We start from the raw sequence: 22,582 nt of genomic DNA, 5'->3' as shown, positions 1-22,582 counted from the left end.
ACTTTAGTAAAAGATCGCATTCCAGGTCGAAAAATTTGTTAATTTACGTCACTGATTTTTTCTATAATTATAAATACCTGCATACATGGAGAAACACATGACTCACGCACATGAGGCGGTGAAAACTCGCCACAAGGAGACGTCGCTCATTTTCCCGGTGGTGGCGCTGGCAATCCTGTTCTTCTGGGGAAGCAGTCAGTCATTGCCAGTGGTTATTGCCATCAATGCCTTAGCGCTGGTCGGCATTCTTAGCAGCGCATTTAGCGTAGTCCGCCACGCGGACGTATTAGCCCACCGCCTTGGCGAGCCCTATGGCTCTCTGATTTTAAGCCTTTCCGTTGTTATTCTGGAAGTCAGCCTGATATCCGCACTGATGGCCACCGGCGACGCCGCGCCAACGCTTATGCGCGATACGCTCTATTCCATCATCATGATTGTCACCGGCGGCCTGGTCGGTTTCTCGTTATTGCTTGGCGGACGTAAATTTGCCACGCAATATATGAATCTTTTCGGTATTAAACAGTATTTAATTGCGCTGTTTCCGCTGGCCATTATTGTGCTGGTATTCCCGACCTCACTGCCGGGCGCCAATTTCACGATCGGCCAATCGCTGCTGGTGGCGCTGATCTCCGCCGCGATGTATGGCGTATTCTTGTTAATTCAAACCAAAACCCACCAGAGCCTGTTTGTCTACGAGCACGAAGATGACAGCGATGATGATGACCCGCACCACGGTAAGCCTTCGGCGCACAGCAGCATGTGGCACGCGATCTGGCTGGTTGTCCATCTGGTGGCGGTGATTGCGGTCACCAAAATGAATGCTAACCCGCTGGAGACGTTGCTGACCAGCATGAACGCGCCTGTGGCCTTTACTGGCTTCCTGGTGGCGCTGCTGATTCTCTCGCCGGAAGGGCTGGGCGCACTGAAGGCGGTGTTGAACAACCAGGTTCAGCGCGCCATGAATCTGTTCTTTGGTTCAGTATTGGCAACCATCTCCCTGACGGTACCGGTCGTCACGCTGATCGCCTTTATGACCGGCAACGACCTGATGTTTGGTCTGGGTATGCCGGAGATGATCGTGATGGTCGCGTCGTTAATTCTGTGCCACATCTCGTTCTCCACCGGACGCACTAACGTACTGAACGGCGCGGCACACCTGGCGCTGTTTGCCGCCTATCTGATGACGATATTTGCCTGATACTGCGAGCCGACGCGAGTATACGGCTAATAGAATGCAACGCGCGCAGAAAAGCTGGAACGCCTCACGCATCGCGCGCGTTCGCTAAGTGAAGTGGTTCAGGATGTACACGTAGAATCTGCGCTAAGCCGGAGTTGCTCCGGTGAGGCGCAATGTTGCGGGGGCTTGATCCCTGGCGGCATAGGTTGCTGGATAGAAACACCCCCGCACGTTGAGAGGCGTAAACCTGACAGCATAACGGGGGGCTATCTTGAAACCAGACCCTTCAAGAATAGCCGCGAACCGTTGTTATTACAATAGAGGCGGCTATATGACGCTCGCGCAGTTTGGCGTCGCTTTCTGGCACGATCTTGCCGCTCCTGTCATTGCGGGGATCATCACCGCAGCGATTGTGAGCGGGTGGCGTAACAGGAAGTAACGCACTGAGGGCGTCAGGCTGCCGTAATGGCAACGTGCGCCCGAAACGGGCCGCAGGGGTAACAGCTGCGGCCTTTTTTGCGGCTATAAAAAAAGCCGGACCGCGATAAACGGGCCGGCTTTTCAATGCAGTAGCAAAACTTACTTGCTGGTATCCAGTTCGTCGAACCCTTTCACCAGGTCGTCGATGGCTTTCATCTGCTTCAGGAACGGTTCCAGTTTGTCCAGCGGCAGCGCGGACGGGCCGTCACAGCGTGCGTGGTCCGGATCCGGATGCGCTTCAATAAACAGACCCGCGATCCCTACCGCCATACCGGCACGGGCCAGCTCGGTAACCTGTGCGCGACGACCACCGCTTGCTGCGCCAAACGGGTCACGGCACTGCAGAGAGTGAGTCACGTCGAAGATAACCGGGGAGTTGTTGGACGCTTTTTTCATCACGCCAAAGCCCAGCATATCGACAACCAGGTTGTCGTAACCGAAGTTGGAACCACGGTCGCACAGAATCACTTTGTCGTTGCCGCCTTCAATGAATTTGTCAACGATGTTGCCCATTTGGCCCGGGCTGACGAACTGCGGCTTCTTGACGTTGATAACCGCGCCGGTTTTCGCCATCGCTTCTACCAGATCGGTCTGACGAGCGAGGAACGCCGGCAGCTGGATCACGTCAACCACATCGGCAACCGGCTGCGCCTGGCTGGCTTCGTGGACGTCAGTGATGATCTTAACGCCGAAAGTTTGCTTCAGTTCCTGGAAAATCTTCATCCCCTCTTCCAGACCTGGACCACGGTAGGAATGGATAGAAGAACGGTTGGCTTTATCAAATGAAGCTTTAAATACGTAAGGAATGCCCAGCTTCTGGGTCACGGTCACGTAGTGTTCGCAAATACGCATCGCCAGGTCGCGTGATTCCAGCACGTTCATGCCGCCGAACAGAACAAACGGCAGATCGTTTGCTACCTTGATATCACCAATGCTAACCACTTTTTCTTTCATAAGATCGCCTTGTTAGGGTATTTCCGCGATTATAACCGAGGTTATTACCGTTTAGTGAAGAGTTATTTGTTTGTGCGAGATGGTATTAATCTGCGCACGAATCATTTCGCTGATCGGGTCTTCCGGACATTGTTCAACGAAATAGTTCAAATCGTTCAGTGCAATATGCTCGCACTCCAGCTGGGCATAAATCAGCCCGCGGTCGCGAATTTCATACGGATCTTCCGGGTTAAACTGCAGCAGCGCTTCGCTGGTGCGCAGCGCCAGCTCCATCTGCCGCTCTTCCATCAATGCCGATTTCAGCGTATCGAGCAGTTTACGCACTACCTCTGCGTTATCTGCTTCATCGAGGTCTTCGTTAAACAGCTCCGCCATCGGGCTGATATTCCCCTTCAGCCAGACTTCAAGCGTATGCTCATCGAGGGTATCGCCATTAAACGGGTTAATCAGCCATAGCTCTTCGCTGTCGACATCAGCACGCAGCAGCAGTTGGGTCGGGAAAATCACCGGCACGACCGGGATGTCGAGCTGAGCCGCAATCCACAATACAATGGCCCCCAGCGCCACGGCGCTGCCCTGACGATTCTTCAGTACCTGATCGAGCCACAGCGCGTCGGACAGACGATACACGCCGGAGGAATCACCAAAATTCCATTCGTGGTAAAACAGTTCAATCAGACGCTCCATCTGACGTGTCAGCGTCCAGGAGGGGCTAATCTCTTCACGCGCCAGCGCCAACAGACAATCAAGCTGCTCGCGCACCTTCTGCGACGGGAAATCATCACGAATCAATTCGGAAATAAGGATCATGCCATCGCACAGCGGCGCTTTATTAAATTCAAAATCAGCCAGTGACTTCATACCTTACCCCAACAGCGGAACTTTAGTGATGGCGAGTTTAACGATGATGCACAACACCATCAGCGCCAGCAAAAACGCGACAAACCCGCTCTGCTGGCTGCGCGGACGACGACGTCCAAGCGCGACAAACCCTAAAAAGATGTAAATGATAACGCCAAACAGTTTCTCCGTCAGCCATCCCCCCTCTTCAGTGAAGGGGTAATAGCGCGTCATCACCATTAGCGCCACGCCGCTGAGCAACAGCGTGCTGTCAACGCAATGCGGCAGCACACGCACCCAACGCGCGTCAAACAAGGCGCTACGCTGGTGCATCCACCAGTAACGCAATGCAAAAAATGAGGCGGAGAAAATCGCCGACGCGATATGTAAATAAAGCACGAACTGGAACAAATTCACGCCTGCGCCTCCGAATATCCGTGCCACTGCGCAAGCGTCAGACGATCGTTGTCGCCGTAGTCGCGGCAGGTTTGCGCCTGCCGATAGCCCGCAGCACTAAACAATTCACGCACCGCGGCGCCCTGCTTCCAGCCATGCTCCAGCAGCATATAACCGCCGGGTTCAAGCCAGACGCGGCCTTGCGAAATAATATGGGCCAGGTCGGCAAGCCCCTGATCGGCCGCCACCAGCGCGGTTTTGGGCTCAAAACGCACGTCACCCTGAGACAGGTGTTCATCCTGCTCGTCGATATACGGCGGGTTGCTGACGATCATTGCAAAACGTTGGTCGTCCAGCGCACTGAACCAGTCGCTTTGCACAATCGTAATATTGTTGATAGCCAGATGAGCGGCATTGCGCTGCGCCAGGGCGACGGCATCGGCAATAAAGTCGACGGCGGTCACCTGACAGTCAGGACGCTCACTGGCTAACGCCAGCGCGACCGCGCCGGTGCCGGTGCCCAAATCAAGAATACGGCACGGCGTCTGCGGCAGACGGGCGAGCGCCTGCTCCACCAGACACTCAGTGTCCGGGCGCGGGATCAGCGTCGCCGGGGAGACAAACAGCGGCAGCGACCAGAACTCACGCGTGCCCACCAGGTGCGCGACCGGCTCGCCGCGTTGACGCCGTGACAGCAGCGCCGCCAGCGTGTCCACCTGCGCGGCGCTTAGCTCGGTCTCATCAAAGGCCAGAATCTGGGTGCGCGATTTGCCGGTAACATGCCCCAACAGGATCTCGGCGTCGCGACGAGGGCTCTCGCCCCCCTGAAGCGCCGCTATCGCCTGTTGCAGCCACTCTCTCCAGGTCATCATTCCTGCTCGGACAGCGCAGCCAGCTGGTCAGCCTGATATTCCTGCACGATAGGCTCGATCAGCATATCGAGCTTACCTTCCATCGCCTCGTCCAGACGATAGAGCGTCAGGTTGATGCGGTGGTCGGTAACGCGTCCCTGCGGGAAGTTATAGGTGCGGTTACGGTCGCTGCGATCGCCGCTGCCCAGCAGGTTACGGCGCTCGGAGGCTTCCGCCTGCTGACGACGGGCAATTTCCGCCGCACGGATACGCGAGCCCAGCACCGACATCGCTTTCGCTTTGTTTTTATGCTGAGAACGTTCGTCCTGACACTCCACCACAATCCCCGTAGGCAAGTGGGTAATACGGATAGCGGAATCGGTGGTGTTAACGTGCTGACCGCCCGCGCCGGAGGAGCGGAAGGTATCAATGCGCAGATCCGCCGGGTTGATATCCGGCAGCTCGGCCTCCGGCACTTCGGGCAATACCGCGACCGTACAGGCGGAGGTATGGATACGCCCCTGAGATTCGGTAGCCGGTACGCGCTGCACGCGGTGACCGCCGGATTCAAACTTCAGACGGCCATACACGCCTTCACCGCTGATTTTGGCGATCACTTCTTTAAAGCCACCGTGCTCGCCTTCGCTGGCGCTCATGATCTCAACGCGCCAGCGGCGTGATTCAGCATAGCGGGTATACATACGGAACAGGTCGCCGGCAAACAGCGCTGCTTCATCACCGCCGGTCCCGGCGCGCACTTCGATGAAGGCATTACGTTCGTCGTCCGGGTCACGCGGCAGCAACAGCACCTGCAGCTGTTGTTCCAGCTGTTCTTCTTTAGCTTTGGCTTCCTGCAGTTCTTCCTGCGCCATTTCGCGCATTTCCGGGTCGTCGAGCATCATCTGCGCGGTTTCGATATCTTCCTGAACCTGACGCCAGTCGGTGTAGCAGCGGGCCACATCGCCCAGCTGTGCGTATTCGCGGGACAACGCACGGAAACGGTCCTGATCGGCAATAGTTGCTGCGTCTCCAAGCAGCGCCTGAACTTCCTCATGGCGCTCGTAGAGAGCTTCCAGTTTAGCAACAATAGAAGGCTTCATTGGCGTAAATGCACCTTGTTATAAATAGAGTTGTGCTACTCCAGCCCGAGGCTGTTGCGCAGAATATGCAGGCGTTCGTCATCCCCGTCACGGGCAGCCTGCTGAAGAGATTTGGTTGGCGCGTGGATCAGGCGATTGGTTAATTTCCGCGCCAGATCCTGCATGATGACCTGCGGATCGCCGCCCTGTTCGAGCGCGGCCATCGCCTTAGCGGTGAGTTCTTCACGCACCGTTTCCGCCTGGGAGCGATAATCACGGATGATTTCGCTGGCGCTTTGCGCGCGCAGCCAGGCCATAAACTCGCTGGTTTCCTGCTCAACGATGGTTTCAGCCTGCACCGCGGCGGCCTTACGCTGCGCGAGGTTATGCTGAATAATGTTTTGCAGATCGTCCACGCTGTAGAGATAGGCGTTAGCGAGTTTCCCCACTTCCGGCTCTACGTCGCGCGGTACGGCGATATCCACCAGCAACATCGGTTGATTGCGACGCGCCTTCAGCGCGCGCTCCACCATGCCTTTACCGATAATCGGCAGCGGGCTGGCGGTTGAACTGATAATGATATCGGCCTCTTTCAGGCGCTCGTCAACGTCGCTAAGCGCAATGACTTCCGCACCCACTTCATCAGCCAACAGCTGCGCGCGTTCGCGGGTACGGTTGGCAATCAGCATTTTTTGCACGTGATGTTCGCGCAGATGGCGTGCGACAAGCTCGATGGTTTCTCCCGCGCCAACCAGTAACACAGTCACCGTGGAGAGAGATTCGAAAATTTGTCGCGCCAGGGTACAGGCGGCGAACGCCACCGACACCGCGCTGGCGCCGATATCCGTTTCTGTACGCACGCGCTTGGCGACCGAAAATGATTTCTGGAACATGCGTTCCAGCTCGCTGGCGTGCAGATGGCCGCGGCTGGAATCGGCAAACGCTTTTTTGACCTGGCCTAAAATCTGCGGTTCGCCCAGTACCAGCGAATCAAGGCCGCTGGCGACGCGCATCAGGTGGCTGACGGCGTCGTTATCCTGGTGCCAGTACAAGCTCTGGCGCAGATCTTCTTCATTCAGCCCGTGGTATTCGCACAACCAGCGGACGATGGCATCGTGCAGGTTATCCTGCTCTTCGACGCTGAGATAAAGTTCGGTACGGTTACAGGTCGACAGGACCACTCCCCCCTGCACCATTGGCTGAGCCAGCAGGCTCTCCAGCGCCTGGTCAAGCGTGTCTGGCGAAAACGTGACGCGTTCTCGCAGCGCTACCGGGGCTGTCTTGTGGTTAATGCCAAGTGCTAAAAGGGTCATTGTGCGGGAGTAGTACCAGCGTTGATAAGGTTAGTCTGAGCGCATCATACAGGATGCGCGAGATCAATAAAAGGGACGGCCCCCTTTTGGAGTAATAGGTATTACGGGTTAATTTTATGATTTAAGACAACTTGAGCGTAGACGCTGCCCACCAGCGACGCTAGCATTAAGCGTTATAATCGCAACGCATATCAAGGATTGTCATCATGGCCCTGCCTCGCCTGATTCGTCTGCTGCCTTTAGCAGCACTGGTTCTTACCGCCTGTACCGTCAATGCGCCAAAAGGCCCAGGCAAAAGCCCGACCTCGCCGCAGTGGCAACAGCACCAGCAGGAAGTGCGCCAGCTTAGCCAGTACCAGACACGCGGCGCGTTTGCCTACCTGTCCGATCAGCAAAAAGTCTATGCCCGCTTCTTCTGGCAGCAAACCGGTCAGGACAACTATCGTCTGCTGCTGACCAACCCGCTGGGCAGCACCGAGCTGGAGCTGGTTGGTCAGCCAGGCTCCGCGCAGCTGACCGATAACAAAGGCCAGCACTATACCGCCACCGACGGCGAAGAGATGATTGGCAAGCTGACCGGCATGCCGATTCCGCTTAACAGCCTGCGCCAGTGGATCCTCGGCCTGCCGGGCGACGCCACCGACTATAAGCTCGACGACCAGTATCGCCTGAGTGAACTCAACTACACCCAGAACGGCAAGACCTGGAAAGTGGTATACAGCGGGTACGACAGCAAAACCCAGCCGGCGCTGCCGTCTAACATGGAACTGACCGAAGGGTCCCAGCGCATCAAGCTGAAAATGGATAACTGGATCGCCAAATGACGACCACCTGGCCCTCTCCCGCAAAGCTGAACCTGTTTTTGTACATCACCGGCCAGCGCCCTGACGGCTATCACACGCTGCAGACGCTGTTTCAGTTTCTCGACTACGGCGACACGCTGACGATTACGCCACGCACCGACGGGCAGCTGCGGCTGCTCACCCCAGTCGCAGGCGTGCCGGATGAAGAGAACCTGATTATCCGCGCCGCACGTCTTTTGATGAAAGCCGCAGCGGAAACGGGTCGTTTGCCCGCAGGCAGCGGCGCCGATATCAGCATTGAGAAACGCCTTCCCATGGGCGGCGGCCTCGGTGGCGGTTCGTCAAACGCGGCCACCGTGCTGGTCGCGCTGAATCATCTCTGGCAGTGTGGGCTCCCGGAAGATGAGCTGGCGACGCTCGGACTGACGCTGGGCGCCGACGTACCGGTGTTTGTTCGCGGCCACGCTGCGTTTGCCGAAGGCGTTGGCGAAGTGCTCACGCCGGTCGACGTGGCGGAAAAATGGTACCTGGTGGCCCATCCGGGCGTCAGCATCCCGACGCCGATCATTTTTCGCGATCCGGAGCTGCCACGAAATACCCCGGTCAGGTCAATAGAAACGTTATTAAATTGTGAATTCGGCAATGATTGCGAGGTTATCGCAAGAAAACGTTTTCGCGAGGTTGATGATGTGCTTTCCTGGCTGTTAGAATACGCGCCGTCGCGCCTGACTGGAACAGGAGCCTGTGTCTTTGCTGAATTCGACACGGAACTCGCTGCCCGCCAGGTGCTTGAGCAAGCCCCGGAATGGTTGCAAGGCTTTGTGGCGAAAGGTGTCAACCTCTCTCCATTGAAGCAAGCCCTGCTCTGAATCATTCGGTTTCCGTCAGTTCTGCTGACGAAAGAAGAATGGTGATGAGTAACCCTGCCGGGCAAACTGAGCTCCGGTGACAACGTCACCCTGTTCCAGACGTTGCATCGCGCTCTTTAATACACCGCCTGGATGAAATCGGCCTGGCCCGCACAGTTTTCGGCCCGATTCATCCACCACTGGACGCATGCCTGAGGTTCTTCTCGTGCCTGATATGAAGCTTTTTGCTGGTAACGCCACCCCGGAACTAGCACAACGTATTGCCAACCGCCTGTACACTTCTCTCGGCGACGCCGCTGTAGGTCGCTTTAGCGACGGCGAAGTCAGCGTACAAATCAACGAAAACGTACGCGGTGGTGATATTTTCATCATCCAGTCCACTTGTGCCCCTACTAACGACAACCTGATGGAATTGGTCGTTATGGTTGATGCCCTGCGCCGTGCTTCCGCAGGCCGTATCACCGCCGTTATCCCTTACTTCGGTTATGCTCGCCAGGACCGTCGCGTTCGCTCTGCTCGTGTACCTATCACTGCTAAAGTTGTCGCTGACTTCCTGTCCAGCGTTGGCGTTGACCGCGTACTGACCGTAGACCTGCACGCTGAACAGATCCAGGGCTTCTTCGATGTTCCGGTGGATAACGTATTCGGTAGCCCAATCCTGCTTGAAGATATGCTGCAGCTGAACCTGGACAACCCGATCGTGGTTTCTCCGGACATCGGCGGCGTGGTTCGCGCTCGTGCTATCGCTAAGCTGCTGAACGATACCGACATGGCTATCATCGACAAACGTCGCCCGCGTGCGAACGTTTCCCAGGTTATGCACATCATCGGCGACGTTGCCGGTCGTGACTGCGTGCTGGTCGATGACATGATCGATACCGGCGGCACGCTGTGCAAAGCAGCAGAAGCGCTGAAAGAACGCGGTGCAAAACGCGTATTCGCTTACGCAACCCACCCGATCTTCTCCGGCAATGCGGTCAATAACCTGCGTAACTCCGTCATTGACGAAGTGGTTGTCTGCGATACCATCCCGTTAAGCGATGAGATCAAAGCGCTGCCAAACGTACGTACCCTGACCCTGTCCGGGATGCTGGCCGAAGCGATTCGTCGTATCAGCAACGAAGAATCCATCTCCGCCATGTTCGAACATTAATCGGATTTGGTTAAAAAACCCGCTGCGGCGGGTTTTTTTGTCTGTATAGTTTATTTGTATGATTTATGCCGACTTCACTGCCATTCACGTGACAGATGATGCGCTCATGGATGAAACAGTATTGTGAATAAATTACTCTCTCCCCAAGTGATGCCTTTCCGCGCGCTTATTGACGCCTGCTGGAAGGAGAAGTACACCTCGGCCCGCTTTATGCGAGACCTTATCGCCGGGATCACCGTCGGTATTATCGCCATTCCGCTGGCGATGGCGCTGGCAATTGGTAGTGGCGTCGCGCCGCAGTACGGCCTGTACACCTCCGCCGTCGCGGGGATCGTTATCGCGCTGACCGGGGGCTCGCGCTTCAGCGTTTCCGGGCCAACCGCCGCCTTTGTGGTCATACTCTACCCGGTATCTCAGCAGTTTGGTCTGGCTGGCCTGTTGGTCGCCACCCTGCTTTCAGGACTGTTTTTAATCCTCTTTGGCCTGGCCCGTTTTGGTCGCCTGATTGAATACATTCCGCTGTCAGTGACCCTCGGTTTTACCTCGGGGATCGGTATTACCATCGGTACCATGCAGATTAAGGATTTTCTCGGTCTGCAGATGGCGCATGTCCCTGAACACTATTTACAGAAGGTGGGCGCGCTGGTGATGGCGCTGCCGACCATTAACTTTGGTGATGCCGCAATTGGTATTGTCACTCTCGGCACGCTGATTCTCTGGCCGCGTCTTGGACTGCGTCTTCCGGGCCACCTGCCCGCGCTGATTGCGGGCTGCCTTGTGATGCTGATTGTCAATCTGCTCGGCGGCCACGTTGCCACTATTGGCTCCCAGTTCCACTATATTCTGGCCGACGGTACCCAGGGTAACGGGATCCCGCAGTTACTGCCGCAGTTTGTTCTGCCGTGGGATCTGCCGGGCTCCAGTTTCACCCTGAGCTGGGAATCGCTGCACGCGCTGCTGCCCGCCGCGTTCTCCATGGCGATGCTCGGCGCGATTGAATCGCTGCTGTGCGCGGTGGTGCTCGACGGTATGACCGGCACCAAACATAAAGCCAACAGCGAACTGATCGGCCAGGGTCTGGGTAACATTGTGGCGCCGTTCTTCGGCGGTATTACCGCCACCGCCGCGATTGCCCGCTCGGCGGCCAACGTTCGCGCCGGAGCCACTTCGCCAGTGTCTGCCGTCATCCACGCCATTCTGGTCATTCTGGCGCTGCTGATCCTCGCGCCCGTGCTCTCCTGGCTGCCGCTGTCAGCAATGGCTGCGCTGCTGCTGATGGTCGCATGGAACATGAGCGAAGCGCACAAAGTGGTCTATCTGCTGCGTAAAGCGCCGAAAGACGACATTATCGTGATGCTTATCTGTATGTCGCTGACCGTGCTGTTCGATATGGTTATCGCCATTAGCGTCGGCATCGTGCTGGCTTCGTTGCTGTTTATGCGCCGCATTGCACGCATGACGCGACTGTCCGCGGTCAACGTGACCGTCCCGGATGATGTGCTGGTGCTGCGGGTGATTGGCCCGCTGTTCTTTGCCGCCGCCGAAGGGTTGTTTACCGACCTGGAGTCGCGGATTGCGGGTAAGCGAATTGTGGTGCTGAAATGGGATGCAGTGCCGGTACTGGATGCCGGTGGCCTGGATGCCTTCCAGCGCTTTGTCAAAAAATTGCCTGACGGCTGCGAACTGCGCGTTTCAAACCTCGAGTTCCAGCCGCTGCGCACCATGGCGCGTGCCGGAATTCAGCCAATTCCAGGGCGTCTGGCCTTCTTCCCGAATAAAGACGCGGCGCTGGCAGACGTCTCACAACGCTGAGTCACATTTGCGGCGGCCAGAGCGCTGGCCGCCGCAGACACATTAGTAATCGAACTGCCGGTAGTAACGGCGAATATTCAGGTCGTGCCCGGTATGATGTTCAAAGTGGGCCGCCAGTCTGTCCACCAGCAACGTTGACACGACACACGGTGCCATTATCCAACGGAAAGCGTCATCAATACCGTTTAGCGGATAGTCGCGTGGGTCAATGACTACCAGATGATCGGTTATCTTTTTCGCGAAGCGCTCAACACGTTCATCCAGTGCCCGGCATTTACCCTCGCCTTTCACCAGGAACAGCGGAACATCTTTCTCCAGCAGTTCCAGAGTGCCATGGAAAAACTCCGCCGAGCTGACTGATTTGGTTCGCTTCCACTGCATCTCTTCAAGGATACACATCGAGAACAGGTAAACTTCCCCCCACATCTCGGCTCCACCGATCCACATCATATAATCACGGTCATGATACTGCGCAGCGATATTATCCGCCTGCGGATCAAACTGCCGTTTAGCCTGTAAGAGATTTTCCGGCAATAATTCCAACTGGCTGGCAAAGCGCTCATAATCCGCAAACTCACCATGACGATAAATTACGCGGAAAAATAACCAGTAGAGCAGCATATATTCATATTCTACGCCGTTTTTGTGACACATCGGAATATGCCATTTCGCCGCCTCAGCTAATGGTGAATCGGCATTCCGGGTAATGGCGACCACGCGAATACCTTGCCCCTTACACCATTCCGCAATCGCCACCGATTCTTTCGTATCACCGGATTTAGACAAGGTCACGACCACCGCGTCTTTGGTTAATTTCTTATGCCCGTGATGGATCAATTCCGCTGCCTGTTCAAGATAAACCGGCACGTCGGTTAATTGTTTAGCAAATTCATTAATCGCCATCATTGGCGCCAAAGAACCGCCTACTGAGGCAAAAAATAATGCGCTACAGCCACTCTGATAAATATCATCGGCGACGGCTTCCGCCTGTTTGCGCGCAGCAATGATCTCGCGAGCACTGGTCAGGTACTCGTCCTGATTAAAACCCAACATAGTTTTCTCCTGAATAATCAGATTTTACTTTTTAATACGCGATCGAAGTCGTTAAAAATACGTTTTCCCAGGTCGATACCTTTAAGTCCGGCGATATGCCAGGCCAGCATCTGGATCGGCACCACCAGCAGAAGCGGCGCCAGATGATGTTCACACGGGCAGTTCAGCGCCAGCGTATGCTCATCCTCCTCGTCGTTGAGCGTCAGCGTGAAAGCCTGTGCGACAGACGGCGTCATGTAGTCGCGCAGCGCCCGGCTGCGTTCATCCGGCTGGTCTTCAATAAACAGCATGATATGGCGGGCATTGGCCTCCAGATAAGGGCCGTGCATATAGGCCTCGAGCTCGAAACCGCTGGAAGGGACGCGTACCGTCTCGGTGAATTTGGTTTCACACTCTTTGGCCACGCCCACCAGCGCCCCGTAGCCGATGGCGATAAAACGCTCGCCGTCGCGCAGCGTCGCGCTGTGCCGCTCGATAAAGTGCGAGGTACGGGTTATCGCCGCCGGGATTGCCGCCGCCAACCGCCGCAGTTCCGCGAGATAATGCCGTTCTTCATCAGCGCTGGCTTTCCCCTGACCTCGGGCAATCAACAGGGCCATCAGCAACAAATTCAATACCGTCGCGCTAAAACCTCGGGTAACGAAGCCCACGCTCTCAATACCGGTATTGATATCCAGAACGCCGTCACACGCCTTCGCAATCGGGCTTTGCGGATCAGAGGTGAGCGCGAATACAGGAAGCTTCGCCGCCTGTACCTTACGCATCGCCTCCAGTGTTGACGCGCTTTTTCCGCTCTGTGAAATCGCCACCACCAGGTCGGTATGTGGGTCAATCATTTCATAATGGGTAAAGTTATACGGCTCTTTAATCTCCACCAGCAGGCCGAAGCGTTGCTCGAAGAAATAGCGCGCGCACAGCGCGGCATTCAGTGACGACCCGGTAGCCAACAGCAGAATTCGGCGTACCGGATGCTGGCGGGCAAATGTTTCAATTGCCGCCAGATTTTGCCGATAGTCGCGGATGATCTGCGCCAGGCATTCAGGTTCCTCGCGGATATACGTCATCATTGTGGGTACCATATTCATCTCCCGTTAAAACAATCCAATCCACGATCCAGCAATGCCCACCAGCGCCATCCCGCCAATAATCGTGAGCGGTTTGACCTTTCGCCCCAGCAGCCAGTAGACAATGCCAAAACTCACCAGCGGCAGCAGACAAGGCATAATGTCGTTGATAATGTCCTGCACCTGGGTTTTCGCCTCCCCGGTACCAAAAGAGATGGGAATGGTGATATCAATCATCGAGGCAGTCATCGCCCCTACCACCATCAGGCCGATAATCGACGCCCCGTAGGTCAGGCTTTCCATCATTCCGCTTTTCTGGATCCGCTGCAGCACGCCAGTCCCCAGTACGTAACCCCAGCGAGTGAAGAACCAGCGCACCAGGATGTGCGGCACGTTGAACACCAGCAGAAATAAAATTGGCCCAAGGATGTTGCCCTTCAGCGCCAGACTGGTGCCGATGCCGGTGGCGATCAGCCGCAGCGTTCCCCAGAAGAAAGAGTCTCCCAGCCCGGCAAGCGGTCCCATCAGCGACGCTTTAACGTTATCAATCGCACTGGCGTCCATCTTGTTCTGCTGGCTATTTTTCTCCTCCATCGCCGTGGTAATTCCCAGCAACAGGGTGACGATATGCGGCGTGGTATTGAAAAACACCAGATGCCGTTTTAGCGCCCCAGCCAGCTCCTCTTTACGTGGATAGAGTTTTTTCAACACCGGAATCAACGCATAAACGAAGGCGAGATTCATCTGCCGCTCGTAGTTCCACGAGAACTCCATCTGGAAAGATCGCCAGAATACCCGGCGTAGGTCGCGCGGCGTGATGCGCGTGTCATCCTGTTCCTGAGGCGCGAGATTCTCTTCAGAAATCATCTTCGTCGTCATCGCTGACTCCTTGTTCTGTCGTCGTACGGGGTGAGTTCAATGCAGTGACGTTAACCATCACTACCGCGACAATCGCGCCCAGAATGGCAATACCTGTCACCGGGATTTTCAGATAGGCCATCAACACAAAGCCGAGGAAAAAGTACGGCGCGACTTTCTTATTAATCAGCAATCTGGCCAGCATTGCGAAGCCGAGCGCCGGAATAATGCCGGTCGCCACGCTGAGCCCGTGTTTAATAAATTCCGGGATCGCATCCAGCAGCGATTTCACCGCGTTACTGCCGACAAGAAACGATACCGTGACCACCGTCGCCAACATTAACGACAGCCCGAATCCGGCAATCAGGTGCATACGCTCAATACCGCGCGTATCCGCTTCTTCGGCATAACCATCGGCCTTCTGACTGAGCCAGGGAATAAACATCCCCAGGTAGACGTTTTTCAAAATCAGCGTCAGGGTGGCAATCGGCAGGCCCAGTAGCAGCGCCGTCTCCGTGCCCGCACCGGAGGTAATCGCGAACGCCACGCCGAGTATGCCGCCGGTGACCACATCGGGCGGAATCGATGCGCCCACCGAGAAAGAGCCAATAAACGCCAGCTCCAGCGTAGCCCCCATGATGACGCCGGTTTGCACATCCCCCAGTACTAATCCGGTCAGCAGGCCGGTGACGATGGGCCGCGAAATGAGCGATGTTCCCATCGCGTATTCTGATTGCGCGATAAACGCCACCAGACCGAGTAACAGAGCCTCTACCATAATCTGTCCTCCGGAATTAAAGGCATTCCGCTAAAAACTGTTTGCGATCGTTCGGGACCTGGCGAATTTCGACCTCAACGCCGCTGTCGATGAGCTGCTGCAGCTGCACGATTTCTTCCGGCAATAAATTAATCGCCTTAGATATATTCTGGCTGCCCTCTTTCGCTTTAATCCCACCCAAATTAATACTTTTGATACCCTCCACGGCATTCACGATGCGCCAGGCATCGGTCACCGATTCCACGACAATAAATAGTTTGTACTTATCCGTGACGCCGCTTTTTATCGACTCGATTGAGTCATCGATATTTTTAATCACCAGCTTGACCGAAGGCGGTTTAGCAAGCTTGATCGTGGTTTTCCGCAGTTCATCGTTGGGCACATTGTCGTTAGCGATTAAAATACAGTCTGCGCCAACATATTGCGTCCAGGAAAAAGCCACCTGACCGTGAAGTAAACGATGATCTACCCTTAAAAATTTAATCATGACGCCTCCTGTGTTCAGAAGTCTTTATCAATAGTCGTCGCACTGGCAATGGTATGATTGCAGTACTGAATGCTCTCTTTAGCGCTAGCTAGCGCTTCAGAAATTAATTTATCGGTATCACTTTCCTGCGTGGAAATAAGTAAGTCGATAATTAGCGGCAAATTCAGACCGGACAATAAATGAAAGTGCGGGCGCGATAAAAAGCGGACAAATTCATTGTTCACGCTACCGGCGAAGATATCGGTAATCACAATCAGTTCATCGTCGGCGGGAAAGTTCGCCAGCAGTGATTCGACCTGTTGGGTCAGGTCAACGTCATCATCTACATAGGCGCACAGGGTGTGAATATCCGGCTGCTTACCGAGAATCAGCTCCACGGAATTCAACAGGCCGTTTGCGAAAGTGCCATGACTGGCAAAAATATAGTGTCGTTTCATCCTTACCTCGAAAGCGCATTCCACTGCTTTCTCTTATTGCAACCGGCATGCCAGAAACAGTGGCGCACCGGTCAGGCTCAGAATGAAAAGATGAAGTGTGTTAAAACTCTTGATCTTGCTGGATATATTCTGTCTCGCGCGTCAGAATATCGTGAATGTAACAAAGCTCAACGCGGGGGATTTTGACACTATATCCGCTCTCTATGACACTAAACGCTTCTCGCAGAATAACCAGTTCGCTCTCCGGACACTGTTTCCCTGCATCAGGGGTCGGCGAGGCATTACGGATCAGCCGCTCAATCAGGCAGCTAATATGAACATACAGCGCCACCTTCCGATCGTTAGCCACCTGGCAGCCGGCAAGGTGCTCATAGCGCAGTAAAAACTGCTCCACCTGGTTTATCACTTTCCCCGTATCAAGGATCGTTACTGATTCAATGACCCGGCGCAGCGAGAAGTTTTTGAGCAGCAGGTTATTAATTTCGCTCACCTGCTCAGCCGTCGCCAGCTCGCCAAAAATGCGCATCAGCGGCCTGCTGCCTTCGCCTGACATCAGCGAATCCAGCGAGATCCACGGCAGCGCCTCGAGATGAGGATCGAGAGTGCCGACCACCGCCAGCACCTCGTAGCGACTGAGCAGCGGCTCACGACGTGCCGGGCAGGCCAGCGTATCGACATCGCAGGCCACAATATCAATGGCCAGCGCAGCCGGGATGCTGGCGCTTAATAGTGCCGACAGGTTAGCCGCCGCGCCCATACCGGTCGCGCAGGTGGTGAGAATGGCCCTGGGTTTATCGGCTTGCGGGTAATAAAGCTGATGCTCAACGGCCAGCGCGCCGTCAATCTCCCGCACAATATCTTCCAGCATATCCCCCTGCAATATGCGTTCTCCCACATACATTGCCATGCTGGTCGAGACGTTGTTGACGATTGCGACCGGCGTCGACAGGCGGCGATTAAAGTGACTGTGAATCGCCTTTAGCGAGCCCATATCGACCAGAATAATCAGCCCGGAACCCAGCGCATGACTCTCAATGTAGCTCTGAACCTGGTTGGCGATCGCCTCGGGGGTCACATCGAGCGGCATATCAAACGACTCGAACAGCTGGCTTTTCAGCAGCCGATTCGCCACGTTGGCGATACTGCTGGCGGTCGCATAGCCGTGGGCCAGAACGATCGCCCGGGTCACCTGCTGCTGGCTGACGGCACCGGTTTTTTGCAGCCACAGTACCAGCAAGAGCAGATCCACGCGCCGTGGTTCGATATCAAGCTTCAGCGCCAGCGCGGCGAGAATCGCTTCGCAGAAGCGGTACAGCAGCGGAAATTTCTGCGCGAGAAAATTCTCCAGCTGGCGGCTTTTCTCGCGGCTTAAAGTGGACAGTGTCTGGCGGGAGCGATGGATAAGATAGTGGCTCAGGGCATAAATACAGTTGCCGTTAAACTGAATATTGAAGCGTTTTTCCAGCCGATAGAACTCTTCCCGCACCTGCTGCGTGGCCAGCAACAGCATATGGGCACTGTCGGCGTCCGGGTTATCGAAAATCAGCCGGTCAAAGAGCGTTTCAATCTCTTCGCCCATGCTTTTTTGCGCCTCCTCCCAGCTGCTTTTCTGACTCAGCACCGCTTCATACAGCGCCAGCACGCGGCACTGGGTATCGTAAATCAGGCTCTGCGCCGGATCGCGCGCGCGCTGTAGCCAGTGCAGGCTGGTCTGGGGTTCAACAAGCAGCGGCTCCTCCTGGGGGAGAGGCTCATTGAGCGCGGGCGTTGCGGCCACGATGTTCTCCGGCAGATCGTGCAGCGTCACATTAAGCACTTCGCTGCCCGGCCGCCGGGCCCAGGCCGAAGCCACCGCGTATTTGATCACATTCTTCATCTCGCCAACGTTGCCGCGATAAACATAGTGCGTCAGCCCCTGCAACAACCTCGGCGTCAGCTGTAGCCGTGCGTTGAGCGTTCGTGCTTCCTGCCAGAAAAATTGCAGCATCAGCGCCTCTTTCTCGTGGCGGCTGCGATGCTGTAAATCCGGCAGGCTGATGAGAATCGGGATTCGACGAATAAAGGTTGTCAGGAAGGTGCTGTGAATGTCTTCGGTGGTAGCAAAAACCAGCCGCAGCGAAACAGGCAGCCCCTGCGCGCTCTCTCCAACGCGGTATATCTCTTTACGATCCAGCCAGGTAAACAGCTTTTCCTGCCCTTCCGCGTTCAGACGATGAACTTCATCGAGAAACAGCATCCCGCCGTTCGCCGCCTCAAAGGCCCCTGCTTTATCGCCCTGCGCGCCGGTAAAAGCCCCTTTGACATAGCCAAACAGGTTGGCAGCCAGCAGTTCCGGGTTGTTGGCATACTGCGCGCAATTAAAGCTGACGAAAGGAGCGTCGGGAGCCAGCAGCCCCTGGGCGATAGCGTATGCGTGCATCAGTTCCGCCATATAGCTTTTCCCGGTGCCGCTGTCGCCGGTGATAAGCAACGGCAGCCCGCCGTCAGGATAAAACAGCGCGGTTTTCATCTGTTCAATGGGCTTTCGCAGACTACCGTCATGCCCGGTCAGCAGTGAAAAATGGTCGACCGGCTCCGGCCGACGATCGCTCTCAGCAAGCAGTTCCGCCATGCTGGCGTACTCGTTACGGGATAGTGGAAAGAACTGCTGGCTGAACGCCTTTTTATGCAGGAAGTAGACCGGACGCGTGTTGATCTTCACCAGGACATCCTGAGCAACCAGCTGATTGAGATAATGGCTGGCGGTATTGCGCTGCATGGCAAAACGTTGAGCCAGGTCGCTGGCGGTAAAAACGTCGCTCAGGTTATCGGGGTCAAAAAAATCCGTCTGATTTTGTAGAAAAGCCAATAGTTCCGTTTTACGCATCTCATCCCCCATCATCACCATCACAGGCGTTTATGATGCGGGGAAATCGACCCGGCGTTGGCGCATAATTTATTTTTTGTGCTCTAAGCCACAAAAACCACCGCGAGGACGTTTGGTCGCGAGGATAAAAAAATCCGGAAGCGTAAACGCTTCCGGATTCGTCTGCCCGTCAGGGCTCGCGAGCAAGCCTGAAAATTCAGGCTTTCAGCAGTTGCTCAGCCGTCGCCTTCACGCTCGCCAGCAGGACTTTCACATCCTCCAGGCACACGGTCGGGTTCAGCAGCGTCAGCTTCAGGCAGGTGACGCCGTCGGCTTCGGTGACGCCGACGTTGGCGCTACCGGAAGCCAGCAGCACGTCGCCGATACGCTGGTTGAGCAGTGCAACAAACGCCATATCGTCGCTTGCCGGACGGAAGCGGAACAGCACGCTTGCCAGCTGCGGCTCCATCACCAGCTCCAGATGCGGCTGGGTTTTGACAAACTCAGCCACATCACGCGCCAGCGTCACGCCGTTATCAATGATTTCGGCATACTGCTTTTTGCCCAGCGCTTCGAGGCCCATCCACAGCTTAAGCGCGTCGAAACGACGCGTGGTCTGCAGCGACTTCGATACCAGGTTAGGTACGCCGTGCTCTTCATCGAAATCAGAGTTCAGGTACGCCGCCTGGTAGCGCATCAGCTCATAGTGGCGCGCGTCTTTCAGAAGGAACGCGCCGCAGCTGATGGTCTGGAAGAACTGCTTATGGAAGTCCAGGGTAACGGAATCAGCCAGCTCAAGGCCATTCAGGAAGTGACGATACTTCTCAGACAGCAGTAACGCTCCGCCCCATGCCGCATCCACGTGCATCCAGATCTGGTGCTCTGCCGCCAGCGCCGCGATGTCCGCTAACGGATCAATTGCGCCCGCATCGGTCGTTCCGGCCGTAGCGACGATCGCCATCACCTGCTCGCCGTTGGCTTTCGCCTGGGCCAGCTTGTCTTTCAGGTCCGCCAGATCCATACGTGAGAAGGCATCGGTCTTCACCTGGGTGACGGAACGGTAGCCCAGCCCCATCAGCGCCATGTTCTTCTGCACGGAGAAATGCGCGCTTTCAGAGCAGAACACTTTGATTTTGCTCAGATCGCCGGTCAGACCATTCTGCTGAATGGAGTGCCCCTGACGCGCAAAGAAAGCGTCGCGCGCCAGCATCAGGCCCATCAGGTTGCTCTGAGTACCGCCACTGGTGAACACGCCTGCATCACCTGCCGCATAACCAACCTGCTCACGCAGCCATTCGATCAGTTTGATCTCAATGATAGTCGCGGATGGGCTCTGGTCCCAGGAGTCCATGCTCTGGTTGGTGGCGTTGATCAGCACTTCCGCCGCCTGGCTAATCACCAGGCTCGGGCAGTGCAGATGCGCCACGCACTGCGCATGGTGAACCAACAGGCTGTCTTTCAGAAAGTATTCAACCGCACGCTCAATAGCGGCCTGGTTGCCCAGGCCCTGAGACGTAAAGTTCAGGTTGATACGTTCGCGCAGCTGTTCAACAGTTTTGCCCTGATACATCTCAGGCTGTTTCAACCATTCAACGACCGCTTTCGTACTCTGCTCGATAGCGTCCTGATAGGCGGCAATACTCTGCGCCGAGCCGGACAGAATCGGGTTTACGTCTGACATTCGTTCCAACTCCGTTTAAACCGGCTTCACGCCAGCACCCAGCAGGGCGTTTTCGAATTTATCGAGGAACACTTCCAGCTCAGCGTTAGTGATCAGCAGAGACGGCAGCAGGCGCAGTACGCAACCGTTACGGCCGCCACGCTCCAGAATCAGCCCGTTTTCGAAGCATTTTTTCTGCAGCAGCGCGGACAGCTCGCCATCGGCCGGGTAGCAGCCCATGTGATCCTGCGCTTCGTTCGGCTTAACAATTTCAATACCGATCATCAGACCCAGACCACGTACCTGGCCAATCACCGGGTAGCGTTTCTGCAGGTCGGCCAGTTTGCCTTTCAGCCACTCGCCCTGGGCGGCAACTTTATCGGCAATCTTGTCGTCTTTGAGGATTTTCAGCGTTGTCAGACCGGTGGCCATCGCTAGCTGGTTGCCGCGGAAGGTACCGGTATGGTGGCCCGGAGCCCACGCATCGAACTGCTTTTTAATGCCCAGTACCGCCAGCGGCAGACCACCGCCAACCGCTTTGGACATCACGATGATGTCTGGCTCAATACCGGCGTGTTCGAAGGCGAACAGCTTACCGGTACGCGCGAAGCCTGCCTGAACTTCATCGATGATCAGCAGAATGCCGTGTTCCTGCGTGACTTTGCGAATGCGCTGCAGCCACTCGACCGGAGCCGGGTTTACACCGCCCTCGCCCTGTACTGCTTCGAGGATCACCGCAGCCGGTTTACGCACGCCGCTTTCAACGTCGTTGATCAGGTTTTCGAAGTAGTAGGTCAATGCTTTCACGCCAGCGTCACCGCCAATACCCAGCGGGCAGCGGTACTGATGCGGATACGGCATAAACTGCACTTCAGCCATCATGTTGCTGACGGCTTCTTTCGGCGACAGGTTGCCCGTCACGGACAGCGCGCCATGGGTCATCCCATGGTAGCCGCCGGAGAAGCTGATAATGCTGGAACGGCCGGTCACTTTCTTCGCCAGCTTCAGCGCCGCTTCAACGGCATCGGCGCCGGACGGCCCGGTGAACTGCAGGCAATATTCTTTGCCCTGGCCCGGCAATAAAGAAAGTAAATAAGATGAAAATTCATCTTTTAACGGCGTAGTAAGGTCAAGCGTATGTAACGGTAAGCCGCTTGTGATGACACTTTGAATGCTCTGGAGCACTTCAGGATGATTGTGACCGAGCGCCAGGGTACCGGCACCTGCAAGGCAATCAAGATATTGATTATTTTCTACGTCGGTGATCCAGACGCCCTGCGCTTTGGCAATAGCCAATGGCAGTTTACGCGGATAGCTGCGGACATTAGATTCAAACTCAGCCTGTCTTGCTAAAAAGGTATCATTGCTCTGTGGTAATGAATTAGCACTTAAAGTATCAATACGGACTTTATCCGTCATCATATCACTCCTACAACCAGGTGTAGATTAACGCCTGATTGAATAAATGGTTATAAGGATTACCTGTAAAAAAGCGCGGCTAATATATGTTGTTTTAGCACTGGACTCAATCATTTATTTTGCATTGCAGAAAAATGTCATTTTCACCTTTAAAATCAATGCATAACAGCAACATCATAATGCTCATTTTATAAGAATTTGTTACTTTTTATCTTACAAAACGTCATACAGCTGTCATCCGAATGATGTAAAGA

The 22,582-nt window shown here is 55.4% G+C and carries 21 protein-coding genes; 6 read left to right on the top strand and 15 right to left on the bottom strand.

Annotation, left to right across the window (positions count from 1 at the left end):
- The first annotated feature begins 97 nt into the window (after window positions 1–97).
- Both chaA and NNN71_RS16160 read left to right on the top strand, forming a co-directional pair.
- Window positions 98–1,198, top strand: coding sequence for a sodium-potassium/proton antiporter ChaA (gene chaA, locus NNN71_RS16165; RefSeq protein ID WP_064544973.1), 1,101 nt, complete (start codon window positions 98–100; stop codon window positions 1,196–1,198).
- 310 nt (window positions 1,199–1,508) lie between these two features.
- Complete coding sequence (locus tag NNN71_RS16160) at window positions 1,509–1,616, top strand: type I toxin-antitoxin system toxin Ldr family protein (RefSeq protein ID WP_167575712.1); 108 nt, start codon at window positions 1,509–1,511, stop codon at window positions 1,614–1,616.
- Window positions 1,617–1,756: 140 nt separating this feature from the next.
- Here NNN71_RS16160 and kdsA read toward each other — a convergent pair whose 3' ends face one another.
- The 6 genes from kdsA to hemA are packed head-to-tail and all read right to left on the bottom strand — an operon-like array spanning window position 1,757 to window position 7,090.
- Entirely contained in the window at window positions 1,757–2,611 is an 855-nt protein-coding gene (gene kdsA, locus NNN71_RS16155) for a 3-deoxy-8-phosphooctulonate synthase (protein ID WP_065356696.1), read from the bottom strand.
- Window positions 2,612–2,662: 51 nt separating this feature from the next.
- Window positions 2,663–3,472 (bottom strand): invasion regulator SirB1, encoded by an 810-nt coding sequence (gene sirB1, locus NNN71_RS16150; RefSeq protein WP_065356697.1) that lies wholly within the window; start codon window positions 3,470–3,472, stop codon window positions 2,663–2,665.
- Window positions 3,473–3,475: 3 nt separating this feature from the next.
- Window positions 3,476–3,868 carry a SirB2 family protein gene (locus tag NNN71_RS16145; RefSeq protein WP_167575711.1) on the bottom strand — a complete coding sequence of 131 codons (393 nt, stop codon included), beginning with the start codon at window positions 3,866–3,868 and terminating at the stop codon, window positions 3,476–3,478.
- Window positions 3,865–4,716 carry a peptide chain release factor N(5)-glutamine methyltransferase gene (gene prmC, locus NNN71_RS16140; protein ID WP_271458902.1) on the bottom strand — a complete coding sequence of 284 codons (852 nt, stop codon included), beginning with the start codon at window positions 4,714–4,716 and terminating at the stop codon, window positions 3,865–3,867. Before prmC ends, NNN71_RS16145 begins: the two co-directional genes overlap by 4 nt.
- Complete coding sequence (gene prfA, locus NNN71_RS16135) at window positions 4,716–5,798, bottom strand: peptide chain release factor 1 (protein WP_163446160.1); 1,083 nt, start codon at window positions 5,796–5,798, stop codon at window positions 4,716–4,718. Before prfA ends, prmC begins: the two co-directional genes overlap by 1 nt.
- 35 nt (window positions 5,799–5,833) lie before the next feature.
- Window positions 5,834–7,090 (bottom strand): glutamyl-tRNA reductase, encoded by a 1,257-nt coding sequence (hemA, locus tag NNN71_RS16130; RefSeq protein WP_271458901.1) that lies wholly within the window; start codon window positions 7,088–7,090, stop codon window positions 5,834–5,836.
- A gap of 206 nt (window positions 7,091–7,296) precedes the next feature.
- On the opposite strand from hemA, the gene lolB reads away from it, so the two are divergent.
- The 4 genes from lolB (at window position 7,297) to dauA (ending at window position 11,727) form a co-directional block, all read left to right on the top strand.
- Entirely contained in the window at window positions 7,297–7,914 is a 618-nt protein-coding gene (gene lolB, locus NNN71_RS16125; RefSeq protein WP_223802717.1) for a lipoprotein insertase outer membrane protein LolB, read from the top strand.
- A complete protein-coding gene (ispE, locus tag NNN71_RS16120) occupies window positions 7,911–8,762 on the top strand; it encodes a 4-(cytidine 5'-diphospho)-2-C-methyl-D-erythritol kinase (protein ID WP_167575709.1) in 852 nt (283 codons plus the stop codon). The genes lolB and ispE overlap by 4 nt, the downstream gene beginning before the upstream one ends.
- Before the next feature lie 205 nt (window positions 8,763–8,967).
- Window positions 8,968–9,915, top strand: a complete 948-nt coding sequence (prs, locus tag NNN71_RS16115; RefSeq protein ID WP_003856663.1) for a ribose-phosphate diphosphokinase — start codon at window positions 8,968–8,970, stop codon at window positions 9,913–9,915.
- A gap of 123 nt (window positions 9,916–10,038) precedes the next feature.
- Window positions 10,039–11,727, top strand: coding sequence for a C4-dicarboxylic acid transporter DauA (dauA, locus tag NNN71_RS16110; protein ID WP_263406859.1), 1,689 nt, complete (start codon window positions 10,039–10,041; stop codon window positions 11,725–11,727).
- A 42-nt stretch (window positions 11,728–11,769) separates the two neighbouring features.
- Here dauA and NNN71_RS16105 read toward each other — a convergent pair whose 3' ends face one another.
- The 9 genes from NNN71_RS16105 to NNN71_RS16065 form a co-directional block, all read right to left on the bottom strand.
- Window positions 11,770–12,780, bottom strand: coding sequence for an SIS domain-containing protein (locus NNN71_RS16105; RefSeq protein WP_167575708.1), 1,011 nt, complete (start codon window positions 12,778–12,780; stop codon window positions 11,770–11,772).
- 17 nt (window positions 12,781–12,797) lie between these two features.
- The gene (locus tag NNN71_RS16100; protein ID WP_271458900.1) at window positions 12,798–13,859 is read right to left on the bottom strand and encodes an SIS domain-containing protein; all 1,062 of its coding nucleotides are present in this window, start codon (window positions 13,857–13,859) and stop codon (window positions 12,798–12,800) included.
- 12 nt (window positions 13,860–13,871) lie between these two features.
- Window positions 13,872–14,723 carry a PTS system mannose/fructose/sorbose family transporter subunit IID gene (locus NNN71_RS16095; RefSeq protein ID WP_271458899.1) on the bottom strand — a complete coding sequence of 284 codons (852 nt, stop codon included), beginning with the start codon at window positions 14,721–14,723 and terminating at the stop codon, window positions 13,872–13,874.
- Window positions 14,701–15,480, bottom strand: a complete 780-nt coding sequence (locus NNN71_RS16090) for a PTS mannose/fructose/sorbose/N-acetylgalactosamine transporter subunit IIC (RefSeq protein WP_163446163.1) — start codon at window positions 15,478–15,480, stop codon at window positions 14,701–14,703. The genes NNN71_RS16095 and NNN71_RS16090 overlap by 23 nt, the downstream gene beginning before the upstream one ends.
- A 16-nt stretch (window positions 15,481–15,496) precedes the next feature.
- Window positions 15,497–15,967 (bottom strand): PTS sugar transporter subunit IIB, encoded by a 471-nt coding sequence (locus tag NNN71_RS16085; protein WP_163446164.1) that lies wholly within the window; start codon window positions 15,965–15,967, stop codon window positions 15,497–15,499.
- 14 nt (window positions 15,968–15,981) lie between these two features.
- The gene (locus tag NNN71_RS16080; RefSeq protein WP_065356707.1) at window positions 15,982–16,404 is read right to left on the bottom strand and encodes a PTS sugar transporter subunit IIA; all 423 of its coding nucleotides are present in this window, start codon (window positions 16,402–16,404) and stop codon (window positions 15,982–15,984) included.
- Between the two features lie 100 nt (window positions 16,405–16,504).
- Window positions 16,505–19,270 carry a sigma 54-interacting transcriptional regulator gene (locus NNN71_RS16075; protein WP_271458898.1) on the bottom strand — a complete coding sequence of 922 codons (2,766 nt, stop codon included), beginning with the start codon at window positions 19,268–19,270 and terminating at the stop codon, window positions 16,505–16,507.
- Window positions 19,271–19,466: 196 nt separating this feature from the next.
- On the bottom strand, window positions 19,467–20,930 hold the full coding sequence (locus NNN71_RS16070; protein WP_411908112.1) for a pyridoxal phosphate-dependent decarboxylase family protein: 1,464 nt from the start codon (window positions 20,928–20,930) through the stop codon (window positions 19,467–19,469).
- Window positions 20,931–20,945: 15 nt separating this feature from the next.
- Window positions 20,946–22,331 (bottom strand): diaminobutyrate--2-oxoglutarate transaminase, encoded by a 1,386-nt coding sequence (locus tag NNN71_RS16065; protein ID WP_167575705.1) that lies wholly within the window; start codon window positions 22,329–22,331, stop codon window positions 20,946–20,948.
- Between the last annotated feature and the right edge of the window lie 251 nt (window positions 22,332–22,582).

The sequence above is a fragment of the Kluyvera sp. Awk 3 genome (assembly GCF_028069715.1).
Classification (GTDB): domain Bacteria; phylum Pseudomonadota; class Gammaproteobacteria; order Enterobacterales; family Enterobacteriaceae; genus Kluyvera; species Kluyvera georgiana_A.
The sequence above is the reverse complement of the archived record's forward strand: the minus strand, read 5'-3'. Positions and strand labels throughout refer to the sequence as shown.

Excerpts from the sequence above, each read along its gene's own strand:
- chaA (WP_064544973.1), top strand. The coding sequence starts at position 98 with ATGACTCACGCACATGAGGCGGTGAAAACTCGCCACAAGGAGACGTCG.
- NNN71_RS16160 (WP_167575712.1), top strand. The coding sequence starts at position 1,509 with ATGACGCTCGCGCAGTTTGGCGTCGCTTTCTGGCACGATCTTGCCGCT.
- kdsA (WP_065356696.1), bottom strand. The coding sequence starts at position 2,611 with ATGAAAGAAAAAGTGGTTAGCATTGGTGATATCAAGGTAGCAAACGAT.
- sirB1 (WP_065356697.1), bottom strand. The coding sequence starts at position 3,472 with ATGAAGTCACTGGCTGATTTTGAATTTAATAAAGCGCCGCTGTGCGAT.
- prmC (WP_271458902.1), bottom strand. The coding sequence starts at position 4,716 with ATGACCTGGAGAGAGTGGCTGCAACAGGCGATAGCGGCGCTTCAGGGG.
- prfA (WP_163446160.1), bottom strand. The coding sequence starts at position 5,798 with ATGAAGCCTTCTATTGTTGCTAAACTGGAAGCTCTCTACGAGCGCCAT.
- hemA (WP_271458901.1), bottom strand. The coding sequence starts at position 7,090 with ATGACCCTTTTAGCACTTGGCATTAACCACAAGACAGCCCCGGTAGCG.
- lolB (WP_223802717.1), top strand. The coding sequence starts at position 7,297 with ATGGCCCTGCCTCGCCTGATTCGTCTGCTGCCTTTAGCAGCACTGGTT.
- ispE (WP_167575709.1), top strand. The coding sequence starts at position 7,911 with ATGACGACCACCTGGCCCTCTCCCGCAAAGCTGAACCTGTTTTTGTAC.
- NNN71_RS16105 (WP_167575708.1), bottom strand. The coding sequence starts at position 12,780 with ATGTTGGGTTTTAATCAGGACGAGTACCTGACCAGTGCTCGCGAGATC.
- NNN71_RS16100 (WP_271458900.1), bottom strand. The coding sequence starts at position 13,859 with ATGGTACCCACAATGATGACGTATATCCGCGAGGAACCTGAATGCCTG.
- NNN71_RS16095 (WP_271458899.1), bottom strand. The coding sequence starts at position 14,723 with ATGACGACGAAGATGATTTCTGAAGAGAATCTCGCGCCTCAGGAACAG.
- NNN71_RS16090 (WP_163446163.1), bottom strand. The coding sequence starts at position 15,480 with ATGGTAGAGGCTCTGTTACTCGGTCTGGTGGCGTTTATCGCGCAATCA.
- NNN71_RS16085 (WP_163446164.1), bottom strand. The coding sequence starts at position 15,967 with ATGATTAAATTTTTAAGGGTAGATCATCGTTTACTTCACGGTCAGGTG.
- NNN71_RS16080 (WP_065356707.1), bottom strand. The coding sequence starts at position 16,404 with ATGAAACGACACTATATTTTTGCCAGTCATGGCACTTTCGCAAACGGC.
- NNN71_RS16075 (WP_271458898.1), bottom strand. The coding sequence starts at position 19,270 with ATGCGTAAAACGGAACTATTGGCTTTTCTACAAAATCAGACGGATTTT.
- NNN71_RS16070 (WP_411908112.1), bottom strand. The coding sequence starts at position 20,930 with ATGTCAGACGTAAACCCGATTCTGTCCGGCTCGGCGCAGAGTATTGCC.
- NNN71_RS16065 (WP_167575705.1), bottom strand. The coding sequence starts at position 22,331 with ATGATGACGGATAAAGTCCGTATTGATACTTTAAGTGCTAATTCATTA.